We start from the raw sequence: 18,889 nt of genomic DNA on the forward strand, positions 1-18,889 counted from the left end.
CATCATGAAAATCCGCACGTTGGGCAATGGCCTGGAAGTGTCCGCACTGGGTCTTGGCTGCATGAGCATGACCTCGGCCTATGGGCCTGCTGCCGACAAGGCCAGCATGATCAAGCTGATTCGTTTGGCCCACGAGCAAGGCATCACCTTGTTCGACACCGCCGAAGCCTATGGCCCGTTCGCCAATGAAGATCTGCTGGGCGAGGCGTTGCAGCCGATCCGCGAGCAGGTCGTCATCGCTACAAAGTTCGGTTTCGATATCGACCTGCTCACCGGCGCACGCGGCGGTGGCACCAACAGCCGCCCGGAACACATCCGCGCTGTGGCCGAGGCGTCGCTGAAGCGTCTGCGTACTGATTGCATCGACCTGTTCTATCAGCATCGCGTTGATCCGCAGGTGCCTATCGAAGACGTCGCCGGCACCGTCAAGGACCTGATCGCCGAGGGCAAGGTCAAGCATTTCGGCTTGTCCGAGGCGGGTGTGGACACCATTCGCCGGGCGCACGCGGTGCAAGCGGTCACGGCGGTGCAGAGCGAATATTCGCTGTTCTGGCGCGGCCCGGAGCTGGAGCTGCTGGCGGTACTGGAAGAACTGAGAATCGGTTTCGTGCCGTTCAGCCCGCTCGGTGCCGGCTTCCTCACCGGTCAGATCGACGAGCACACGCAGTTCGACGCCAGCGATTTCCGCAACGTCGTCCCGCGCTTTTCCCCTGAAGCGCGCAAGGCCAATCTGGCATTGGTCGAGGTGGTGAAAGCCGTTGCGCAGCGCAAACAGGCCACGCCGGCGCAAGTCGCGCTGGCCTGGTTGCTCGCACAGAAACCGTGGATCGTGCCGATCCCGGGCACGACCAAGCCGCATCGGCTGGAAGAGAACCTGGGCGCCGTCGAGCTGCAGTTGACCAGCGAGGATCTGCGCATGATCAGCGAGCAGATGGCGCAGCTTCAGGTACAGGGTGAACGCCTGCCGGAATCGGCATTGAAGATGACCGGACTCTGAGTCTGCGCAAACGCGGCGCGCTGTGCGCCGCTGCCTTCACGTCTGGCCGGAGTCGAGCCGATGAACCGATTGATCGCACCACTCGTTGCCCTGTCATTCATGGCAGTGGAATCCCAGGCTGCCAGCGGAATCCGCATCACGCCGCACGGCTCGCAGCCCTCGGTCAAGGGCGCGGCGCAAAACTTCACCGGCACGGTACGTGTTGATGGCCTGTTCAAGGGCGAGCCGCCTGCGCGCATCGCCGGCGGCACGGTGACCTTCGAACCCGGCGCACGCACGGCGTGGCACACCCATCCGCTTGGGCAAACGCTGATCGTCACCGCAGGCGTCGGCTACGTTCAACAAGAAGGGGGGCCGCGACAGGAAATCCGACCGGGCGACACTGTCTGGATTGCGCCCCACACCCGTCACTGGCATGGCGCCACGGCCAGCACTGGCATGACCCACATCGCCATCGCAGAAGCCGAGGACGGCCAGACCGTTACCTGGGCGGAACAGGTCTCGGAGGCGCAATACGCAGGCCAATGAAGTTACCGAATGTGTCGAGGTCGCTCGCCCGGCACCTTTGCCGCAAGCCGTCATCCGTGCTCCAGGCCCCGTAGTGGCGTGGTTGCGCTGCAATTGTCGCGGTTATGGCGAGGCCGACTCATGAGCCCTGCTCAGAAGTCCTTGCGCAATTTCGGGGTTAATCGCCACAACCGTCCTCCGTACGATCCAGCGACACCGCAGCTACCCGCAATGGATGGAGCCTTTCACGATGAACACTGACGCACGCCGCAGCGCTGCGCTTCCCGCACTCATGGCGCTTTGTCTGGGCATCGGGGCGATGCCCAGCGTTACGACTCAAGCAGCCGAGGTATCGCAGACCATGGCCAGTACGCACCCCAGCGCAGTCACCTTGTCGCGCCAGCAACAAGCGATTCCCCTGATCGCCGCGTTCATGGCGACCAGCGACATGCCCAACCTGGACACCGCGCTCAATCAAGGGCTCGATGCTGGCTTGAGCATCAGCGAAACCCGGGAAATTCTGGTGCAACTGTACGCCTATGTGGGCTTCCCGCGCAGCCTCAATGCCTTGAGCGAGCTGATGACGGTGGTGCAGGCGCGCAAACAGCGCGGCATCGAAGATGCACCGGGGCGTGAGCCAGGCCGGGCGATTCCGAGCGGGGATGAGTTGCTGGCCGCCGGCACCGCGAATCAAACCAGGATCTCCGGTGCTCCGGTCAAAGGCCCGGTGTTCGAGTTCGCGCCGGTGATCAACCGCTTCCTGCAAACCCACCTGTTCGGCGACATCTTCGAGCGCGACAACCTCGACTGGCAAAGCCGCGAACTGGCGACCGTCGGGGCGCTGGCGGCAACCCCAGGTGTCGAGCCGCAATTGCGCTCGCACATGGCGGCGAGCCTGCGCGTCGGTCTGAGCGCGGCACAGTTGCACGAGGTTACCGAACTGCTGAAACAACACGGCGATGCGCAGACGGCTGAACGTGCCAGTACCGCGTTGAGCCAGGCGCTCGCGGCTTCGGGGAAATGACATGAATCGTGCAAAGTACCTGCTGAACATCGCGCTGTTGAGCCTGTTGGCGGCCTGCGCGAATCACCCCGACGGCGCGTTGCTGATTCAACGACAAGGCAGCTTTGCCGCTGGCGGAACGGTGACCACTGCACCGGGCACCTTCAACCCGCGCCAACCGATGACGCCCAACGGCCAGACCTACCACGGTGACCACGCCTACGCCTTCTATCAAATTCCGGTGGATGCGCGAAAACTGCCCATCGTCATGTGGCACGGTGCGGGTCAGTTTTCCAAGACCTGGGAAACCACCGCTGATGGTCGCGAAGGCTTTCAGAACATCTTTCTGCGTCGGCACTACGGCGTCTACCTGATCGATCAGCCGCGACGTGGCGATGCCGGACGCAGCATGGTCGAGGCCACCATCAAGCCTGTGCCTGACGAACAACTATGGTTCAACCAGTTCCGCCTCGGCCTGTGGCCCAACTACTTCAACGGCGTGCAAGTGGCACAGGATGCCCCGGCCCGCGAGCAGTTTTTCCGGGCGATGACGCCGAACACCGGGCCCTTCGACATGGCCGTGGTTTCTGATGGCGTGTCAGCACTGTTCGACAAGATTGGCCCGGGGATTTTATTCACCCATTCGCAAGGTGGCGGGCCGGGCTGGTTGACGGCGATCAAGAACGACAAGGTCAAGGCCGTCGTGGCGTTCGAACCGGGCAGCAGCTTCGTATTCGCCGAGGGTGAGGTGCCTGCGCCGATTCCCAGCGCGTTCGACACGGTGCAAGGCGCGGCAGTGTCGATGGAGCAATTCATGGCCCTTACACGCATTCCGATCCTGATCCTCTACGGCGACAACATCCCGGAGGAGAAGGTCGACCTGCCCGCTCAGGACAGTTGGCGCGCACGTTTGAAAATGGCCCGACTCTGGCGTGAAGCGGTCAATCGCCACGGCGGTGCCGTGCGACTGATCCACCTGCCGGAAATCGGCATTCACGGCAATACCCATTTCCCCATGTCGGATCTGAACAACATGCAGATCGCGGACCTGGTTGCGCAATTCCTCAAAGAAAACCAGCTGGACTGACCCGAACACTTTTGCAACTGCCGCCCCTTTGATTGCTCAGGAGCTTCACATGAAAAACACCCTCAAAGCCACGTTCATGTCGGCATTGGTCGGCCTTTCTACGGGCGAAGCCTTGGCCGCCGATTACAAAAAGAACCCGTTCACCCTTGCCTACGAGGGCGCGATCAGCAAGAACGAACCCGGCAAGGTCAATATCCATCCAGTCAGCTACACGCTCAACGGTCTGGATATCGCCGCCAACGTCTACACGCCGGCCAACTATGACGCGAAGAAGAGCTACCCGACCGTGGTCGTTGCACACCCCAATGGCGGCGTAAAAGAGCAAGTCGCCGGTCTGTACGCGCAACGCCTGGCCGAGCAGGGCTACATCACCATCACGGCCGACGCGGCCTACCAGGGCGCGAGCGGCGGCCAGCCACGCAGCATCGATAAACCGGCGTATCGCATAGAAGACATTCACGGTATGGCTGACTTCATCAGCCAGTTTGCCGGCGTCGATGACAAGCGGCTGGGCCTGCTCGGCATCTGTGGTGGCGGTGGTTATTCGCTGGCGGCAGCGCAAACCGACAAACGCTTCAAATCGCTGGCCACGGTGAGCATGTTCAACTCCGGAAGGGTACGTCGCAACGGCTACAACGACTCGCAGATGGATAGCATCCAGCAACGCCTGGAGCAGGCGTCAGCAGCCCGTGCCCAGCAAGCGGCCGGTGGTGCCGTGCTCTACTCGGGGGACGCCAACCTCACCGACGAGCAGATTGCCAAGCTGCCCTTCGAACTGTATCGCCAAGGTTATGAGTACTACTGGAAGACGCACGCGCACCCCAACTCGACCTTCAAATACACCACCAGCAGCCTGATCGACCTGATGCGTTTCGACGCCACTGACCACATCGAGCTGATCAACCAGCCATTGCTGATGATTGCCGGCAGCAAGGCCGACAGCCTGTACATGACGCAGGACGCCTTCCCCAGGGCAACCGGCACCACCGACAAGGAAGTGTTTATCCTCGAGGGCGCCACGCACATCGAAACCTATTGGGTGCCCCGTTATGTCGATGCCGCGATTGGCAAACTGACCGCGTTTTACGCCCGCACCTTGTAATCAGCGCTCCTGAGGGTCGCGCATCCGTGTGCAACCTGCTTTCATGGATCAATCCCGCGCCCCTCATGAGAGGTTCTCATCAATGTCCCGCGCCAACCTCAACGACCTGCAAGCCTTCGTGGTCATCGCCCGCGAAGGCAGCTTCACCCGCGCGGCCGCACAGTTGGGCGTTTCCCAGTCTGCGCTCAGCCACACCATGCGCGCGCTGGAAACCCGGCTCGGGGTACGTCTGCTCACGCGTACCACACGCAGCGTGTCGCCGACCGAAGCTGGCCAGCGCCTGTATCAATCCATGGCGCCACGCTTCGACGAGATAGAGCTTGAACTGGCGGCGGTCAGCGAGTTTCGTGACACTCCGGCCGGCAACGTGCGGATCTCCGCGTCCGAGCACGCAGCGAACAATATCCTCTGGCCAAAGCTGCTGAAGGTATTGCCCGACTACCCGGACATCAAGGTCGAAATCACCGTGGATTACGCGCTCTCCGACATTGTCGCCCAGCGCTATGACGCAGGTGTGCGGCTGGGTGACCAGGTGGCCAAGGACATGATTGCCGTGCCGATCGGCCCGCCTTTGCGCATTGCGGTCGTAGGGTCGCCCGAGTACTTCAGGCAGCGGCCATTCCCCATGGAGCCTGGTGACCTGGCCAGCCACAACTGCATCAACCTGCGCCTGCCCACGCACGGAAGCCTGCTGCAGTGGGATTTTGAAAAGGACGGCCATGAACTCAAGGCCCGCGTGGAGGGGCAGTGGACCTTCAACAGCAGCGTGCCGATCCTGCGTGCGGCCGTGGCGGGGTGTGGCCTGGGGTTTCTACCTGAAGACATGGTGGCGAACCATCTGGCCGATGGCTCGCTGCTGCGGGTACTTGAAGACTGGTGCCAGCCCTTCGCCGGATACCATCTCTACTACCCGAATCGGCGTGAGCATTCGTCAGCGTTTGGCGTGGTGGTTGAGGCATTGCGGCACAAGCGCTGAGAGAGTCACGAACCCTGAAGCGGTGTCGTCGCTCGTTCAGCGAGGCCGGCGCTGAAGGGCGACCAAGGCCGCTGCCGTAATCTGTTGATCTGTCCAGTTCCTGCTCAACCAGATGGTCAGGGCCGCGCCCGACAAGTGCCGCCACAGCATTCTCTGCTGGGGTTCCTGATTGCTGAGATGATCGGAGGCCACCAACCCGATGACCCGAGTACTTTTGTCCGCTTCCATTTCCCGGGCGAAAATAGCGTAGCCGTACGAAAACGGAGTCAGCGGCGTCACGACCGGATCACCTTCGCCTCCGGCGAGGCGCCTTACCCATTCATGTTGCACGGCTGATATGGCGCGAACGGGGGGCTCTGGGTAGTGGGAAAGCCTGGACAATCCCAACCAGTAGATACCCCAAGGGAGGAGCAGGGCGAGACCGAGGGTGCCGATGAGGCAAAAGACGAGACGGCGCAACAGGGTGGTATTCACTCTTGCGCTCCCATTACCGTGCACTCGACGCCGCTGATGTTGATGGTGGCTGAACGAAGGGATTCGTCAAAGCCCGCTGCCTCGATTTGCTCACAGCTATCGATGGCGGTGTTCATCATTTCGCGAATCAGGTTCCAGTCCGTTTTCATGGTTGCTCCTTTGGCTGTCTATGAAAGACGTTTGAGGCCAGGTGTTTTCCACCCGCTATGGGCGAAACAGTAAAACGCGTTCGGTGCGGCCTTTGAACCTTGCATTAAATCCCTCAACTCCAGACAATGCGACAAATTCCCATTTGCATATCGGTTGCATCCCATGTCGACGCTCGACTCAGCCGCTGTCCATCTGCTTTACCGCGAACACAACACCTGGCTGAAGGGCTGGCTGCGGGTACGCCTTGGCAACGCAGCCGATGCTGCCGACCTGGCCCAGGACACCTTCATCCGGGTGATGACCGCGCGCAACGACGCGCCCATCCGCGAGCCGCGCGGTTACCTCAGTGCCATCGCCCGGTCCCTGTTGATCGACAAGTCACGCCGCCGGGCCATCGAACAGGCCTATCTGTTCGCCCTGGCGCAGCGCCCGGAGCCGGTGGAGGTGTCGCCGGAGGTGCGGCTGTCGATCATCGAGATGCTGCTCCAGATCGATACATTGCTCGATGAACTGGGCCCGCGCACGCGGGATATTTTCCTCGCCGTGCAACTGGAGGGCCTGAGCTACGGGGCCGTTGCCGAGCAGTTCGGCGTGTCGATCACCACGGTGAAGAACCACCTGATCCGTGCCACCACCCGCTGCCTGTTGCTGGTCGACGCGCCATGAACGCTCCCGACCTCAAGGTCCTGGAGGCCGCCGCAACCTGGTATGTGCAACTCAATGACGGTGACGATGATGCCGCGCGCAAGCAGGCCTGGCGGACCTGGCTGCTGGCCAGCCCTGAGCACGCTTCGGCCTGGGCGCGGGTCGAGCGGCTGCAGCAGCAATGGGCGCGGATTCCCCAGGAGGCGGCGCTGTCCGGTCTGGGGGCCGCCCAGGCACAACGACGCCAGGTGCTGAAGCTGCTGGGGCTGTTGCTCGCCGCCAGCGGCAGCACCTGGCTGGCCGTCGAACAGCTGCCGTATCAAGCGCTGCTTGCCCAGCAGCGCACCAGCGTGCGCGAACGCCGCTCGCTGCGCCTGGACGATGGTTCGCAACTGGAACTGAACGCCGGTAGCGCCGTGGATATTCGCTTCGATGCCGACACGCGTTTGATCCGCTTGTACCAAGGGGAAGTGCTGATCGAAACGGCCAGGGACCCTGGGCAACGGCCCTTTATCGTGCAGACCGCCAACGGCAGCGTGCGCGCCCTGGGCACCCGGTTCAGCGTGCGCCAGCTGGAACAGCGGACCCAGGTCGGAGTATTGCAGGCAGCGGTGGAGGTGCGTCCGCAATATCTTGCCGGGACCGCCCTGCGTGTAGAGGCCGGAGAGCAGGTAGTCTTCGACGACACGCAAACCGGCAGCATCGAGCCTTTACCCGCCAACTCGGCCGCCTGGGTGCAGGGCATGCTGAGCGTGAACGACTGCCGGCTGGGCGATTTCATCAGCGAGCTGGGGCGCTACCGTCCGGGCGTACTGCGTTGTGCAGCCGCCGTGGAGAACCTGAAGATCTCCGGCGCCTTCCGCATCGACGATACCGACACGGTCCTGGAAAACCTCGGCAAGAGCCTGCCGGTCAGGGTGCGCTACCTCACGCGCTACTGGGCCAGCGTCGAACCCGCCTGAGCCCTTTGCAAAAACTTTTCGGGCTGCCTTGCTGATCTGGATTCTCATCCGTCAATGACACAAGCCGCGATCACAGCGACTTCTGCCATAGCAACGGAAGGATCACTCAATGCTCCCGCTTCACCTCGATGCCAGCCCCGCCATTACCCGCGCCATCCGCCTTTCCCTGTTCGGCATCACCCTCGCCGCGGTGCCTGCCGCCGTGCTGTTGCCAGCCCAGGTCGCAGCGCAAACCCAAGCCATCTACCAGATTCCCGCCGGCCCTCTGGGCGCGGCACTCACGCAGTTTGCCGTGCAGGCCGGCGTGACTTTGTCGTTCGACACCAATCAGACACGCCAGCTCACCACCCCCGGGCTTGAAGGTGCCTACAGTGTCGAGGAAGGTTTGCAACGCCTGTTGGCCAATAGTGGCCTGCACGCCCAGCGCCAGGCAAATGGGGGTTACGTGCTGGTGGTCGCCAGCGGTGACGCGGTGATGGAGCTGGGGGCGACCAACGTGAACGCGCGGGCGCCCGGGGCGGCGAGCGAGGGCACCGGGTCCTACATCACCGGCTCCACCAGTACCGCAACGAAGCTTGCCTTGTCGCCACGGGAGACACCGCAGTCGGTCACCGTGGTGACGCGCCAGCAGATGGACGATCAGAACATGCAGTCCCTTGATGACGTCGCGCGGGCCGCGACGGGGATCAACACCGTCAAGGACTTCGGCACTGAACGCTCCCGGTATTTCTCCCGCGGTTTCCAGGTTGACGATCTGCAGTTCGATGGCCTGCCGACGAGCATCTCGGAAAGCTTCTCGATGGACGTGATGTCGGTGACCAACATGGCCATCTACGACCGCGTCGAGTTCGTGCGCGGCGCCAATGGCTTGCTGCAAGGCGCGGGCAGCCCGTCCGCAGCGGTCAACCTGGTGCGTAAACGGCCGACCGATTTCTACCAGCTCAAGGGCGAACTCAGCGCCGGCTCATGGGACCAGTACCGCGGTCAGGTGGACGTCGGCGGGCCGCTCAACCAGCAGGGCACCCTGCGGGGGCGCACGGTACTGATGTACAACACGGGCAACAGCTACCAGGACTATTCCGAGAAGGACAACCAGCTGTTCTATGCCATCGGCGAGGCTGACCTCGGCGAGCGCACCACGGTATCGCTGGGTATCTCCCTGCAACAGGACGACAACGGCGGCTACGACTGGGGCGGCATGCCGACCCGCAGCAATGGCCAGTCCTACGGGTTCTCCCGCTCCACCTCGTTCACTGGCAAGTGGGCGCACCTGGACAAGATCAATCGCAGTGTATTTGCCGATATCAAGCACAGCTTCAACGAGGACTGGAAGCTGACGCTGGCCACCAACGTCATCTGGTCCAACGCCGACTTTCTCGCCCAGTACGGTTACCACCGCAGTGGTGACGACAGCGTTCTGGACTTCTACGCCAACTCGGCGCGCTACGACGACGACCAGATCAGCCTGGATGCCGCGCTCGATGGCGCCTTCGAACTGTTCGGCCGCAAGCATGAGCTGGTGATCGGGGCCAGTGCGCGGCGCGACCGCCTGGAATACGGCACCCGCAGCACCGCTGGTCCCACCACGATCGACCTGGATACCTTCAGCGGAGGCCCGCTGCCCGCGCCAGAGCTGCTTCCCTCCGTCTCCGAAAGTCGCCATCTGCGCAAGGACAAAGGCCTCTACCTCGCCACGCGCCTCAACCCGGTCGACGACTTGCACCTGATCATCGGCAGCCGCCTGAGCTGGGTCGACTACGACACCGCCGGGCCCTGGGATACCGACGCGTTCAAGGAGGATGCCAAGATCATTCCCTACGGCGGGGTGGTGTATGACCTGAACGACAACCACTCGGTATATGCCAGCTACACCGAGATCTACAAGATGCAAAGCAACTACAGCCTGGACAACAAACTGCTGAAGCCCATCACCGGCAGCAACTATGAGATCGGTGTGAAAAGCGAGTACTTCGATGGTCGGCTCAACACCGCCGTGGCGCTCTTCGAAGTGGACCAGACGGGCCTGCCGGCGGTGATTGCGGATGCACCTCGTCAGTGTGGGCCGACGCGCACTTCGCGCTGCTACAGCGAAGGGGCAAAAGTGCGTAACCAGGGGTTCGACCTGGAAGTGTCGGGCGAGCTGCTGCCGGGCTGGAATGCATTGGCCGGCTATACCTACAGCCACCCCGAGTACGTGGCAGGTCCGAACAAAGGCAAGGACTATGGCACCGAAACCGCGCCGCAGCGCCTGTTCAAGGCGGGGACGACCTACCGGCTGCCGGGCGGCCTGCAAAGCTGGACGGTAGGCGCCAACGTCTATCACCAAAGCAGGATCTACCTGGATGAGGTGCAGCAGGGCGCCTACAACCTGGTCGACCTCAATACCCGGTACGCGATCGACAAGAACCTCAGTGTGCAGCTCAACCTGAACAACCTGTTCGACGAGAAGTACTACACGGCGGTGTTCAGCCCGGACCTCGGCAACTACTACGGTGCACCGCGCAATTTTGCGCTGACGCTGCGGTACGAGAATTGAGCGATACCGACCTGCGGGATCGACAGCCCGCTCCGCAGGTCGGTGTAGTCTCGCGTTTCAAACGCGCTTGAACCCACTCAATAGGTTGGTGAGCTTGCCCTGGGGGGGGCGGTGGAGATCGCACAGGTTGTAGCGAGCGAGAATCCGGGAGTTTGAAACTCATGGTCCATGAGATGACTGAAACCGCTCCCCGGCGCCTGTTCAAGCTGGCGACCAGCTACCGCCTGCCCGGCGAGCTGAGCGACTGGCACATGGGTGGCGACCTTTATCCTGGGCAATTACTACGGCGAGCCGCGTAACTTTGCCGTTACGCTGCGCTCCGAGAATTGAGGTCACATGGCGACCCTGCGGCGGTTCCATGATGCCACCGGTACTGCGCCGGCCAACGGGTTGCCGGGGGTACGGCTGAAACGACGCGGTCGGTGTGGGAGCGGATTCATCCGCGATCGGCGGCGGAGCCGTCGTAAAACCTAAGTCCCAGGTTTGCCTGACACACCTGGGAGTCAGGTTTTATGGCCGCTTCGCGCCCAATCGCGGATGAATCCGCTCCCACCCCGACGGCGTCGTGCCAGAAACAGAGCTGTGTAGATACCCATGCAGCGATGAGGCCCGTCCTGACATCCTCTTTGCCAGTGCCGGCCAAATCGCTGGCAAGCCAGCTCCTACAAGGTCCGCGTCGTTCCTGCTAACCCCGATGTACTTGTACCTCCAGCCCCTCCGCCGCTTCCGGCGCCCGGAAATAGCTGGTAATCAAGTCGAAATCCGCATCGCTGGCCGCGAAATCATGCTCACCCAAGGCATTTCTCGCCCGCAGCCGCTCACGGCAAACCGCATCCTCGACCTCCAGGTAATGCACACAATGCTGAGCCCCCGCCACATCGGCGAGATGGCTCAGCCATTTGCGGTCTGCCAGCGTGTTCGCCGGAAAATCCAGCACCACATGAGCGCCGGCCTTGAGGATATCGATCACCAGCGGCCCCAGTACTTCGCGAATCTGCCGGGCATGGCGCACGTAATCGGCCACTGAACTGATCTGCCCGGGATACAGCCGGGCCAGCCAGTGATCTTCACTGAGCACGATGGCGGCGTGCCTGGCTGCCAGCGACCTGGAGAGGGTGGACTTTCCCGAAGCGATCTTGCCGCATAAGAGGTGGAGTACAGGCATGGGGGCGACGATTCCTTATCATGAGTCCGGCTAATGCTTCGCTGAAATCAATTCAATTTTGCTCATGATCCTCGCGCCCTAGAATGCGCCCTATCGAGACAGCTACAGGGCGCAGGACCGCGATGAACAACGAATTCAGCTTCACCATCAAGAGTATTGATTTCGACGAGAACTATCAGCCCGCCGACAATACCCGCATTACCACCAACTTTGCCAATCTGGCCCGTGGCACCCGCCGCCGGGAGAACCTGCGTAACACCCTGCGCATGATCGACAACCGCTTCAATGCCCTGGCGCACTGGGACAACCCGCAAGGCGATCGCTACGCGGTCGAGCTCGAGATCATCTCCGTCGCGATGAATATCGACGGCAACCGCCGTATTGAAGCGCTGCCACTGATCGAAATCCTCAAGACCAACATCATCGACCGGAAGACCGGCGAGCGTAGCGAAGGCATCGTCGGCAACAACTTCTCGTCCTATGTCCGTGACTACGACTTCAGCGTGTTGCTGCTGGGGCACAACAAGGGGCAGGCCGGGTTCAGTACCCCGGAGGACTTCGGCGACCTGCACGGCAAGCTATTCAAGTGCTTCGTGAACTCCAGCGCCTACAGTGCGCATTTCGCCAAGCAGCCGGTCATCTGCCTGAGCGTATCGAGCAGCAAGACCTACCACCGTACCGAGAACCAGCACCCGGTGCTGGGCTTCGAATACCAGCAGGACGAGTACTCCCTGACCGACGACTACTTCCGCAAGATGGGCCTGAAGGTGCGCTATTTCATGCCGCCGAACAGCGTCGCGCCGCTGGCGTTCTACTTCTCTGGTGATCTGCTCGGTGATTACACCAATCTTGAGCTGATCAGCACCATCGCCACCATGGACACCTTCCAGAAGATCTATCGTCCGGAAATCTACAACGCCAATTCCGCGGCCGGTAAGTCCTACCAGCCGAGCCTGAAGCACGAGGATTATTCATTGACCCGGATCGTCTACGACCGGGAAGAGCGCACCCGCCTGGCCATCGAGCAGGGCAAGTTCGCCGAAGAGCAGTTCATCAAGCCTTACCAGGCTGTTCTTCAGCAATGGTCCGCCAGCCACGCCTTCTGAATAATCGAAACGACAAGGTCCATCTGTTCATGAAAAAACTGCTTCCAACTTCCACTGCCGGCAGCCTGCCAAAACCTTCCTGGCTGGCCCAGCCCGAAACCCTTTGGTCGCCCTGGAAACTCGAAGGCGAGGAACTGCTCCAGGGCAAGCAGGACGCCCTGCGCCTGGCGTTGCAGGAACAGCTACACGCGGGCATCGATATCGTCAGCGACGGCGAGCAGACCCGCCAGCACTTCGTCACGACCTTTATCGAGCACCTCGAAGGCGTCGATTTCGAGAAACGAGAAACCGTGCGCATCCGTGACCGTTATGACGCCAGCGTGCCGACCGTGGTGGGCGCGGTTTCGCGGAAGAAACCGGTGTTCGTCGAGGATGCGAGGTTTCTCCGCGAACAGACCGGGCAACCGATCAAGTGGGCGCTGCCTGGCCCGATGACCATGATCGACACGCTCTACGATGCCCATTACAAGAGCCGCGAAAAACTCGCCTGGGAGTTCGCGAAGATCCTCAACCAGGAAGCCCGCGAGCTGGAAGCGGCAGGCGTCGATATCATCCAGTTCGATGAACCGGCCTTCAACGTGTTCTTCGATGAAGTGAACGAATGGGGCGTCGCCACCCTGGAGCGGGCCATCGAAGGCCTGAAATGCGAGACCGCCGTGCATATCTGCTATGGCTACGGTATCAAGGCCAACACCGACTGGAAGAAGACCCTGGGTTCGGAATGGCGCCAATACGAAGAGGCCTTCCCCAGGCTGCAGAAGTCCAGCATCGATATCGTCTCGCTGGAGTGCCACAACTCCCATGTGCCGATGGAACTGATCGAGCTGATCCGCGGCAAGAAGGTGATGGTCGGTGCCATCGACGTGGCCAACCACGCCATCGAAACGCCGGAGGAGGTTGCCAACACCCTGCGCAAGGCCCTGCAGTTCGTCGATGCCGACAAGCTCTATCCGTGCACCAACTGCGGCATGGCGCCGCTGCCGCGCCAGGTGGCGCGGGGCAAGCTCAACGCTTTGAGCGCGGGCGCGGAGATCGTCCGCAAAGAACTGCTCAACCAGTATTGATCCAGGCTGTCGAGACCTGTCATGTCACTTTCCAGTACCGCCATCGAGCCGCTGCATTTCCGTGAGGCGCTTGGGCACTACGCCTCCGGAATCACGGTGATCACCTCGCTCATCGATGACGAGCCGGTCGGCTTCACCTGCCAGTCGTTCTACAGCGTGTCGGTGAATCCGCCGCTGGTGTCCTTCAGCGTGATGGCCGGTTCGGGGAGCTATCCGAGGATTCGCCAGGCGGGGCGCTTCGCGGTGAATATCCTCTCGGGCGCGCAGGTGGGGATTTCGAACCTGTTCGCCCGGCGTGGCATGGACAAATGGCAGGGCGTGGAATGGCAGGACTCGCCCCTGGGCAATCCCTTGATCGCCGGCAGCCTGCACTGGCTCGATTGCGAGATCCACGCCGAACATGTTGCTGGCGATCACCTCATCGTCATCGGTGAAGTCAAGGCGTTGAGCCCGGTACAAACCGACGTTGCGCAGCCCTTGCTGTACTTCAAGGGGGAATACTGCAATCTTGCCGCACACGCCTGATACGCGCGTTCGTTGAAGAAAGGGTTACCCATGAAGAGCACCTCGCTGAGCCTGATCTGCCACGCCCCGACCGAGGCCCAGCGGGTGGGACGTTTCCCTGGGGCTGACGAAGCTCTCCGCGACGCGGCGCAGGTCCGGATATCGCTGCCTGCGGCCGATCATGTGCTGGTCGCGCCGGAGCTGCGTGCCCGGCAGACTGCCGAGGCCCTGGGCTTGCGAGGGCAGGTGGATGACGAGCTACGCGACTGCGATTTCGGGCGCTGGCAGGGCATGTTGCTCAAGCACCTGGAGGCGCAGGAGCCGGAGGCGCTGCAGCAGTGGCTCGGCGACCCGTGCGCCGCGCCACACGGCGGCGAGTCGGTCGAGCATGTGTGCCAGCGTGTGGCACGCTGGGTGGAGGGCATGGCGCAGGGCGGCAGTTGGCAGGTGGTGACCCACCCGATGGTGGTCAGGGCGGCACTGATCCATGTGCTGGGCTGTCCGCTGGAGGCCTTCCACCAAATCGATGTGCCGCCATTGTCCGTGGTGCAGCTCAGCCACTATGGACGCTGGCGGTTCAAGGCCGGCTGAACGAAGGCTAGCGCTTCGCCTCAGAAGTCATACTTCACCGACAACATCATGTTCCGCGGCTCCCCGTACACATTGCTCGGCACCGTGACCGAGGAACTCAGCGAGTTGTAGTACTTTTTGTCGAACGCGTTGTTCAGGTTCAATTGCGCATCGATATGCTCGGTCGGCTTGAAGCCCAGCATGAAGTCCACCAGCGTGTAGCCATCCTGCTCCACCAGGTAGGTCGTGCCTTTGTTGTAGATACGGTTCTGGTGGTAGAGCGAACTGCCGACGCGCCACTGATCGAGCATGCCCGGCAACCTATAGGTGGTACTCAGCTTGAACAGGTGGCGCGGGATGTCGGTGTCGAACAGACGGCCCTCGTTGGCCTTGTTGGCATCCTTGCGGTACTTGGCCTCGGTGAAGGTGTAGCCAGCGCCCATTTGCCAGTCGGGGGTGAGCTGCCCCTGGAGTTCCAGCTCGATGCCCTGGCTGCGCACTTTGCCTGCGGCCTCATAGCATGAGGTGGTGGGATAGCTCGGGCACAGGCTCTGGTCGGTGATAGTCTTGGCGCGGTTTTCCTGGTCCAGCTGGAAAATGGCCGCCGAGGCGTTCAGGCCGCCGTCGAAATACTCGCCCTTGATACCCAGTTCGTAGTTCTTGCCGGTGATGGGCGCGATGATCGAGCCCGAGGTGTCGAAGTAGCTCTGCGGCTTGAAGATATCGGTGTAGCTGACATAGACCGAGTGATGGGGGGCCAGGTCATAGACCAGGCCCGCATATTTGGTCACGTGGCGGTTGACCTTGAGTTCGGTCGAGGTGCCTTTGTAGGGGGCGCTGGTGTTGTTTTCGTACCAGTCCAGGCGGCTGCCGAGGATCAGTTTCAACGGCTCGGCCAGGCTCCAGCGGGTGGTCGCATAGACGCTGTTGAGTTTGGCGTTGGTGTTCTGCCAGGCGTACTTGCTTTGGCTGTCGATCTTCCGGGTGTTGCCGTCCCAGTTGTAGGGATCGATGTTGCTATGCAGCAGGACACTGGTCGGCACATCGCCATTGAACACCACGCGGCGATGGCTGGCGCCGAGCACCAGTTCGTGATCGCGGTCCAGCAGGCGGAAGGGACCGCTGGCATAGGCATCGAAGCTGTTCTGGGTTTCCCGGTAGTGGCCGGCGCCGACGAACTGGTCGTAGGTCCGGGTGGCGGTGCGCCCCAGGATATAGGTGCCCAGCATGTCCAGGTCGGCCCAGGTCCGCGTGGCCGACACATTGAGTTTCCAGCCGTTGTCCAGGGCGTGCTCGATGGCGGCATAGGCCGACGTGCTGGTCTTGTTCCAGTATTCCCAGTCGTTGCTCAGCGAGGTGGAGCGCGACAGCTTCAGGTCGCTGCCGTCGAAGCCCACGGGCAGGCCGGTCCAGCCGTTGCCGTTGTAGTTGTCCTGCTGGCGCGAGGCGCTGAGGGTCAGGGTGGTGCTGTCGTTCAGGTCTGCCTCGAGCATCCCGTAGAACAGGCTGCGCTCGTTCTCCAGCGCGTCGCGGAAGCTGCCCTGGGTCTGGTAGGCACTGACCAGCCGGCCGCGCAGCGTACCGTTGTCGGTCAGCGGACCGGACAGGTCGACATCGGTTCGGTAGCGGTCCCAGGTGCCGGCGCTGCCCTGGATGCTGGCCTGGAAGACAGGAGTGGGCCGCTTGCGAATCAGGTTGATGGCCGCCGCCGGGTTGCCCGCGCCCTGCATCAGGCCGGTGGCGCCGCGCACGACTTCGACCCGGTCGTACAGGGCCATGTCGGCGGACAGCAGGTCCTGGGACAACTGCGAACTGTCGAGGCTGGTGGGCAGGCCGTCGTACATGAGGTTGTCGAGGGCAAAGCCCCGGGCGTAATAGGTCGAGCGCTCCGGGCCGGTACGGCGGATGACCATGCCCGGGGTGTTCTGCACCACGTCGTTGAGGTCGGCCAGGGCCTGGTCGTCGAGGCGCTGGCGGGTCATCACCGTGACGCTTTGCGGGGTTTCCCGCAGTGACATCGCCAGTTTGGTCGCAGTCTTTTGCGCGCCGGTGGTGTAGGAGCCAGTACCTTCGGTGATATCGCCAAGGCGTTGGGCTTCGATGCTGGTGGCGCCCAGTTGCACGACGGAGGCCTCGCTGCTGATGGTTTCAAGCAGGTAGTTGTCGCCCGTCCTGAGCACCTGCAGTCCTGAGCCGCGCAGCAGCACGGCGAAGCCCTGGTCCACGCTGTAGTTGCCCTGCAGGCCTGGTGTCTGGCGGCCATGGGTCAAGGCGGCATCGAACGACAGCACCACGCCGGCTTCGCGGGCGAACTGGTTCAGGGCGCTGCCCAGGGCACCCGGGGCGATGCTGTAGGTGCGTGATGGCTGTTCGGCGTAGGCCTGGCCAGCGTCGCCCAGCAGCGGCTGGATGATCCCGGCCTGCAGGGCGACGGCGGCGCCCAGCAGCAACCTGGGCAGGGTCGGACCAGGGGTGATCAGGGGGCGGATAAAGCGTGGCATGACGGCTCCTTCGAAGGCCTGTTTCAGGCGGTTGTCAGGAGAGCACGGACAACTCGCGGAATCCGACAACGGACCTGCGAACTTTTTTCACGCTGCTGCAGTGAACCGCGTCCAGAAGCGGGTACGCGTGTGCATCTGGAGCTTGAGGGCCTGGGCGATGACCTGCAGCGTGCGGTCGATATCGTCGAGCGGATAGACCCCGGACACCCGCAGGCCGGCGATCGACTCGTCGCAGCGGATGAAGCCGCGGCGGTAACGTTCAAGCTCGGCAAGGGTGCGGTCCAGGCGCCAGTCGTCGACCACCAGGCGACCCTGGCTCCAGGCGCCCTGGCTGACGTCCGTGACGTGCGGCGCGGGCAGGGGGCCGGTGTCGAAGTCCAGGCCCATGCCGGCATCCACCCGCAGTGGCGTGCCGGCGCTGGCATTGCTGACGGCCACCGCATGTTCCAGCACGCTGAGGCGGGTGTGGTCGTCGAACAGGCGGATGCCGAAGCGGGTGCCCAGGGCGCGCATGTCACCGTGAGGACTGCGCACGCTGAGCGGGCGCGGGTCGGCGGCGGTCTCCACGAGGATTTCCCCGGCCCTCAGCAGGATCAGGCGCTGATCTGCGTCGTAGCGGATATCCACTGCGCTGCCGGTGTTGAGGAACAGGCGCGAGCCGTCGGCCAGCAGCAGGTTGCGGCGTTCGCCAATAGCGGTACGCAGATCGGCGAGCCATACCGGCGAGCGCTGGTAACCGCCCCACGCCAGGCCGGCCGCGCCCAACCCGAAGAGCATGCCCTTGAGCAGCGCGCGGCGTCCGCTGGCGCTGGCATCGGTACTCAGGGTGTATCGGGCCAGGCCGCCGGAAATCCCTTGCAGGCCGGCCTGCAGACGCTCCACCCGCTGCCAGGCCCAGGGATGCAACGGGTCGGCCAGCAACCAGTCCTGCAATTGCTCGCGGGTAGTTTGGCAGTGCGGCATGGCGCATAACCGGGCATGCCACTGTGCCGCCGCGCGCAGGGCCAGGTGGCGATCGGACAGGGTCATGCCTGCGAGTCCAGCTCGAAGAACAGGCAGCGCTCGGTGGCCTTGGCCATGTACTTGGTCACCGAGCTGACGCTCACGCCGAGGCGCGCGGCGACTTCGCCGTAGGCCATGCCGTCGAGCTGCACGTAGAAGAAGGCCTGGCGCACCTTGGTGTCCAAGCCGTCGAGCATCGCATCCAGCTGCAGCAGGGTTTCCATGACCATGATCCGGCGTTCGGGTGAGCACTCCTGCATCAAAGGCTCGTTGGCCAGGTATTCCAGGTACGACCTTTCCAATTGGCGACGGCGCAACTGGTCGATCATCAGGCGCTTGGCCACGGTCGCCAGGTAACTGCGTGGCTCTTGTGGAACGCGGGTCAGCGCACTGCTGATCAGGCGCACGAAGGTGTCCTGGGTCAGGTCCGCCGCCTGCTCGCGGTCTCCCAGGCGTCGGAGCAGCCAGCCCAGCAGCCATTGGTTGTGGTCGCGATAAAGGCCGTGCATGTCGTCGTGCAGGGAAGAGGGGGGCAGCG

The 18,889-nt window shown here is 62.7% G+C and carries 19 protein-coding genes and 1 pseudogene; 14 read left to right on the forward strand and 6 right to left on the reverse strand.

The window, feature by feature from the left end; translation table 11 throughout:
- The first annotated feature begins 4 nt into the window (after positions 1-4).
- From AC2CQI_RS02695 to AC2CQI_RS02720, 6 genes are all read left to right on the forward strand, one after another.
- Entirely contained in the window at positions 5-997 is a 993-nt protein-coding gene (locus AC2CQI_RS02695) for an aldo/keto reductase (RefSeq protein ID WP_075805540.1), read from the forward strand.
- A gap of 60 nt (positions 998-1,057) precedes the next feature.
- Positions 1,058-1,525, forward strand: a complete 468-nt coding sequence (locus tag AC2CQI_RS02700) for a (R)-mandelonitrile lyase (protein WP_075805541.1) — start codon at positions 1,058-1,060, stop codon at positions 1,523-1,525.
- A gap of 229 nt (positions 1,526-1,754) precedes the next feature.
- Positions 1,755-2,528: a carboxymuconolactone decarboxylase family protein gene (locus AC2CQI_RS02705; RefSeq protein WP_484579076.1), complete on the forward strand. Its 774-nt coding sequence runs from the start codon at positions 1,755-1,757 to the stop codon at positions 2,526-2,528.
- 121 nt (positions 2,529-2,649) lie between these two features.
- Positions 2,650-3,594, forward strand: coding sequence for an alpha/beta hydrolase (locus AC2CQI_RS02710; RefSeq protein ID WP_484580575.1), 945 nt, complete (start codon positions 2,650-2,652; stop codon positions 3,592-3,594).
- A gap of 49 nt (positions 3,595-3,643) precedes the next feature.
- Positions 3,644-4,696: an alpha/beta hydrolase gene (locus AC2CQI_RS02715; RefSeq protein WP_075805543.1), complete on the forward strand. Its 1,053-nt coding sequence runs from the start codon at positions 3,644-3,646 to the stop codon at positions 4,694-4,696.
- A gap of 82 nt (positions 4,697-4,778) precedes the next feature.
- Positions 4,779-5,672, forward strand: a complete 894-nt coding sequence (locus AC2CQI_RS02720) for a LysR family transcriptional regulator (RefSeq protein ID WP_075805544.1) — start codon at positions 4,779-4,781, stop codon at positions 5,670-5,672.
- Between the two features lie 36 nt (positions 5,673-5,708).
- Here AC2CQI_RS02720 and AC2CQI_RS02725 read toward each other — a convergent pair whose 3' ends face one another.
- Positions 5,709-6,146 (reverse strand): hypothetical protein, encoded by a 438-nt coding sequence (locus AC2CQI_RS02725; protein WP_075805545.1) that lies wholly within the window; start codon positions 6,144-6,146, stop codon positions 5,709-5,711.
- Entirely contained in the window at positions 6,143-6,295 is a 153-nt protein-coding gene (locus AC2CQI_RS02730; protein ID WP_178392050.1) for a hypothetical protein, read from the reverse strand. The genes AC2CQI_RS02725 and AC2CQI_RS02730 overlap by 4 nt, the downstream gene beginning before the upstream one ends.
- A 163-nt stretch (positions 6,296-6,458) precedes the next feature.
- On the opposite strand from AC2CQI_RS02730, the gene AC2CQI_RS02735 reads away from it, so the two are divergent.
- The 4 genes and pseudogenes from AC2CQI_RS02735 to AC2CQI_RS02750 all read left to right on the forward strand — a co-directional run.
- Positions 6,459-6,962: a sigma-70 family RNA polymerase sigma factor gene (locus AC2CQI_RS02735; protein ID WP_075805546.1), complete on the forward strand. Its 504-nt coding sequence runs from the start codon at positions 6,459-6,461 to the stop codon at positions 6,960-6,962.
- The gene (locus tag AC2CQI_RS02740; protein WP_075805547.1) at positions 6,959-7,903 is read left to right on the forward strand and encodes a FecR domain-containing protein; all 945 of its coding nucleotides are present in this window, start codon (positions 6,959-6,961) and stop codon (positions 7,901-7,903) included. The genes AC2CQI_RS02735 and AC2CQI_RS02740 overlap by 4 nt, the downstream gene beginning before the upstream one ends.
- A 109-nt stretch (positions 7,904-8,012) precedes the next feature.
- Entirely contained in the window at positions 8,013-10,439 is a 2,427-nt protein-coding gene (locus tag AC2CQI_RS02745; RefSeq protein ID WP_484579077.1) for a TonB-dependent siderophore receptor, read from the forward strand.
- A 188-nt stretch (positions 10,440-10,627) separates the two neighbouring features.
- Positions 10,628-10,705, forward strand: a pseudogene (locus AC2CQI_RS02750) (hypothetical protein); the annotation flags it as partial.
- Positions 10,706-11,124: 419 nt separating this feature from the next.
- Here AC2CQI_RS02750 and AC2CQI_RS02755 read toward each other — a convergent pair.
- Positions 11,125-11,604: a P-loop nucleotide/nucleoside kinase family protein gene (locus AC2CQI_RS02755; RefSeq protein WP_484579078.1), complete on the reverse strand. Its 480-nt coding sequence runs from the start codon at positions 11,602-11,604 to the stop codon at positions 11,125-11,127.
- Positions 11,605-11,726: 122 nt separating this feature from the next.
- Between AC2CQI_RS02755 and AC2CQI_RS02760 the strand changes: the two genes are divergently transcribed.
- Genes AC2CQI_RS02760 through AC2CQI_RS02775 form a run of 4 tightly spaced genes read left to right on the forward strand, consistent with a single transcriptional unit; the run spans position 11,727 to position 14,869 of the window.
- A complete protein-coding gene (locus AC2CQI_RS02760; protein ID WP_075805550.1) occupies positions 11,727-12,710 on the forward strand; it encodes a DUF1852 domain-containing protein in 984 nt (327 codons plus the stop codon).
- A gap of 29 nt (positions 12,711-12,739) precedes the next feature.
- Positions 12,740-13,774, forward strand: a complete 1,035-nt coding sequence (locus AC2CQI_RS02765; RefSeq protein WP_075805551.1) for a methionine synthase — start codon at positions 12,740-12,742, stop codon at positions 13,772-13,774.
- 21 nt (positions 13,775-13,795) lie between these two features.
- Positions 13,796-14,299, forward strand: a complete 504-nt coding sequence (locus AC2CQI_RS02770; protein ID WP_484579079.1) for a flavin reductase family protein — start codon at positions 13,796-13,798, stop codon at positions 14,297-14,299.
- Between the two features lie 30 nt (positions 14,300-14,329).
- Positions 14,330-14,869: a histidine phosphatase family protein gene (locus AC2CQI_RS02775; RefSeq protein ID WP_484579080.1), complete on the forward strand. Its 540-nt coding sequence runs from the start codon at positions 14,330-14,332 to the stop codon at positions 14,867-14,869.
- Positions 14,870-14,889: 20 nt separating this feature from the next.
- Here the strand turns inward: AC2CQI_RS02775 and AC2CQI_RS02780 are convergent, their stop codons facing one another.
- From AC2CQI_RS02780 to AC2CQI_RS02790, 3 genes are all read right to left on the reverse strand, one after another.
- Positions 14,890-17,349, reverse strand: a complete 2,460-nt coding sequence (locus AC2CQI_RS02780) for a TonB-dependent siderophore receptor (protein ID WP_484579081.1) — start codon at positions 17,347-17,349, stop codon at positions 14,890-14,892.
- 87 nt (positions 17,350-17,436) lie between these two features.
- On the reverse strand, positions 17,437-18,378 hold the full coding sequence (locus tag AC2CQI_RS02785; protein WP_075805555.1) for a FecR domain-containing protein: 942 nt from the start codon (positions 18,376-18,378) through the stop codon (positions 17,437-17,439).
- Positions 18,375-18,860: a sigma-70 family RNA polymerase sigma factor gene (locus AC2CQI_RS02790; RefSeq protein ID WP_075805622.1), complete on the reverse strand. Its 486-nt coding sequence runs from the start codon at positions 18,858-18,860 to the stop codon at positions 18,375-18,377. Before AC2CQI_RS02790 ends, AC2CQI_RS02785 begins: the two co-directional genes overlap by 4 nt.
- Positions 18,861-18,889 lie beyond the last annotated feature (29 nt).

It is taken from the genome of Pseudomonas sp. P2S-1 (assembly GCF_057197725.1).

Bases quoted from the DNA above. Each gene is read 5' to 3' on its own strand.
- AC2CQI_RS02785 (WP_075805555.1), bottom strand. From the start codon at position 18,378: ATGACCCTGTCCGATCGCCACCTGGCCCTGCGCGCGGCGGCACAGTGG.
- AC2CQI_RS02775 (WP_484579080.1), top strand. From the start codon at position 14,330: ATGAAGAGCACCTCGCTGAGCCTGATCTGCCACGCCCCGACCGAGGCC.
- AC2CQI_RS02745 (WP_484579077.1), top strand. From the start codon at position 8,013: ATGCTCCCGCTTCACCTCGATGCCAGCCCCGCCATTACCCGCGCCATC.
- AC2CQI_RS02730 (WP_178392050.1), bottom strand. From the start codon at position 6,295: ATGAAAACGGACTGGAACCTGATTCGCGAAATGATGAACACCGCCATC.
- AC2CQI_RS02740 (WP_075805547.1), top strand. From the start codon at position 6,959: ATGAACGCTCCCGACCTCAAGGTCCTGGAGGCCGCCGCAACCTGGTAT.
- AC2CQI_RS02695 (WP_075805540.1), top strand. From the start codon at position 5: ATGAAAATCCGCACGTTGGGCAATGGCCTGGAAGTGTCCGCACTGGGT.
- AC2CQI_RS02765 (WP_075805551.1), top strand. From the start codon at position 12,740: ATGAAAAAACTGCTTCCAACTTCCACTGCCGGCAGCCTGCCAAAACCT.
- AC2CQI_RS02700 (WP_075805541.1), top strand. From the start codon at position 1,058: ATGAACCGATTGATCGCACCACTCGTTGCCCTGTCATTCATGGCAGTG.
- AC2CQI_RS02770 (WP_484579079.1), top strand. From the start codon at position 13,796: ATGTCACTTTCCAGTACCGCCATCGAGCCGCTGCATTTCCGTGAGGCG.
- AC2CQI_RS02790 (WP_075805622.1), bottom strand. From the start codon at position 18,860: ATGCACGGCCTTTATCGCGACCACAACCAATGGCTGCTGGGCTGGCTG.
- AC2CQI_RS02720 (WP_075805544.1), top strand. From the start codon at position 4,779: ATGTCCCGCGCCAACCTCAACGACCTGCAAGCCTTCGTGGTCATCGCC.
- AC2CQI_RS02780 (WP_484579081.1), bottom strand. From the start codon at position 17,349: ATGCCACGCTTTATCCGCCCCCTGATCACCCCTGGTCCGACCCTGCCC.
- AC2CQI_RS02715 (WP_075805543.1), top strand. From the start codon at position 3,644: ATGAAAAACACCCTCAAAGCCACGTTCATGTCGGCATTGGTCGGCCTT.
- AC2CQI_RS02705 (WP_484579076.1), top strand. From the start codon at position 1,755: ATGAACACTGACGCACGCCGCAGCGCTGCGCTTCCCGCACTCATGGCG.
- AC2CQI_RS02735 (WP_075805546.1), top strand. From the start codon at position 6,459: ATGTCGACGCTCGACTCAGCCGCTGTCCATCTGCTTTACCGCGAACAC.
- AC2CQI_RS02755 (WP_484579078.1), bottom strand. From the start codon at position 11,604: ATGCCTGTACTCCACCTCTTATGCGGCAAGATCGCTTCGGGAAAGTCC.
- AC2CQI_RS02760 (WP_075805550.1), top strand. From the start codon at position 11,727: ATGAACAACGAATTCAGCTTCACCATCAAGAGTATTGATTTCGACGAG.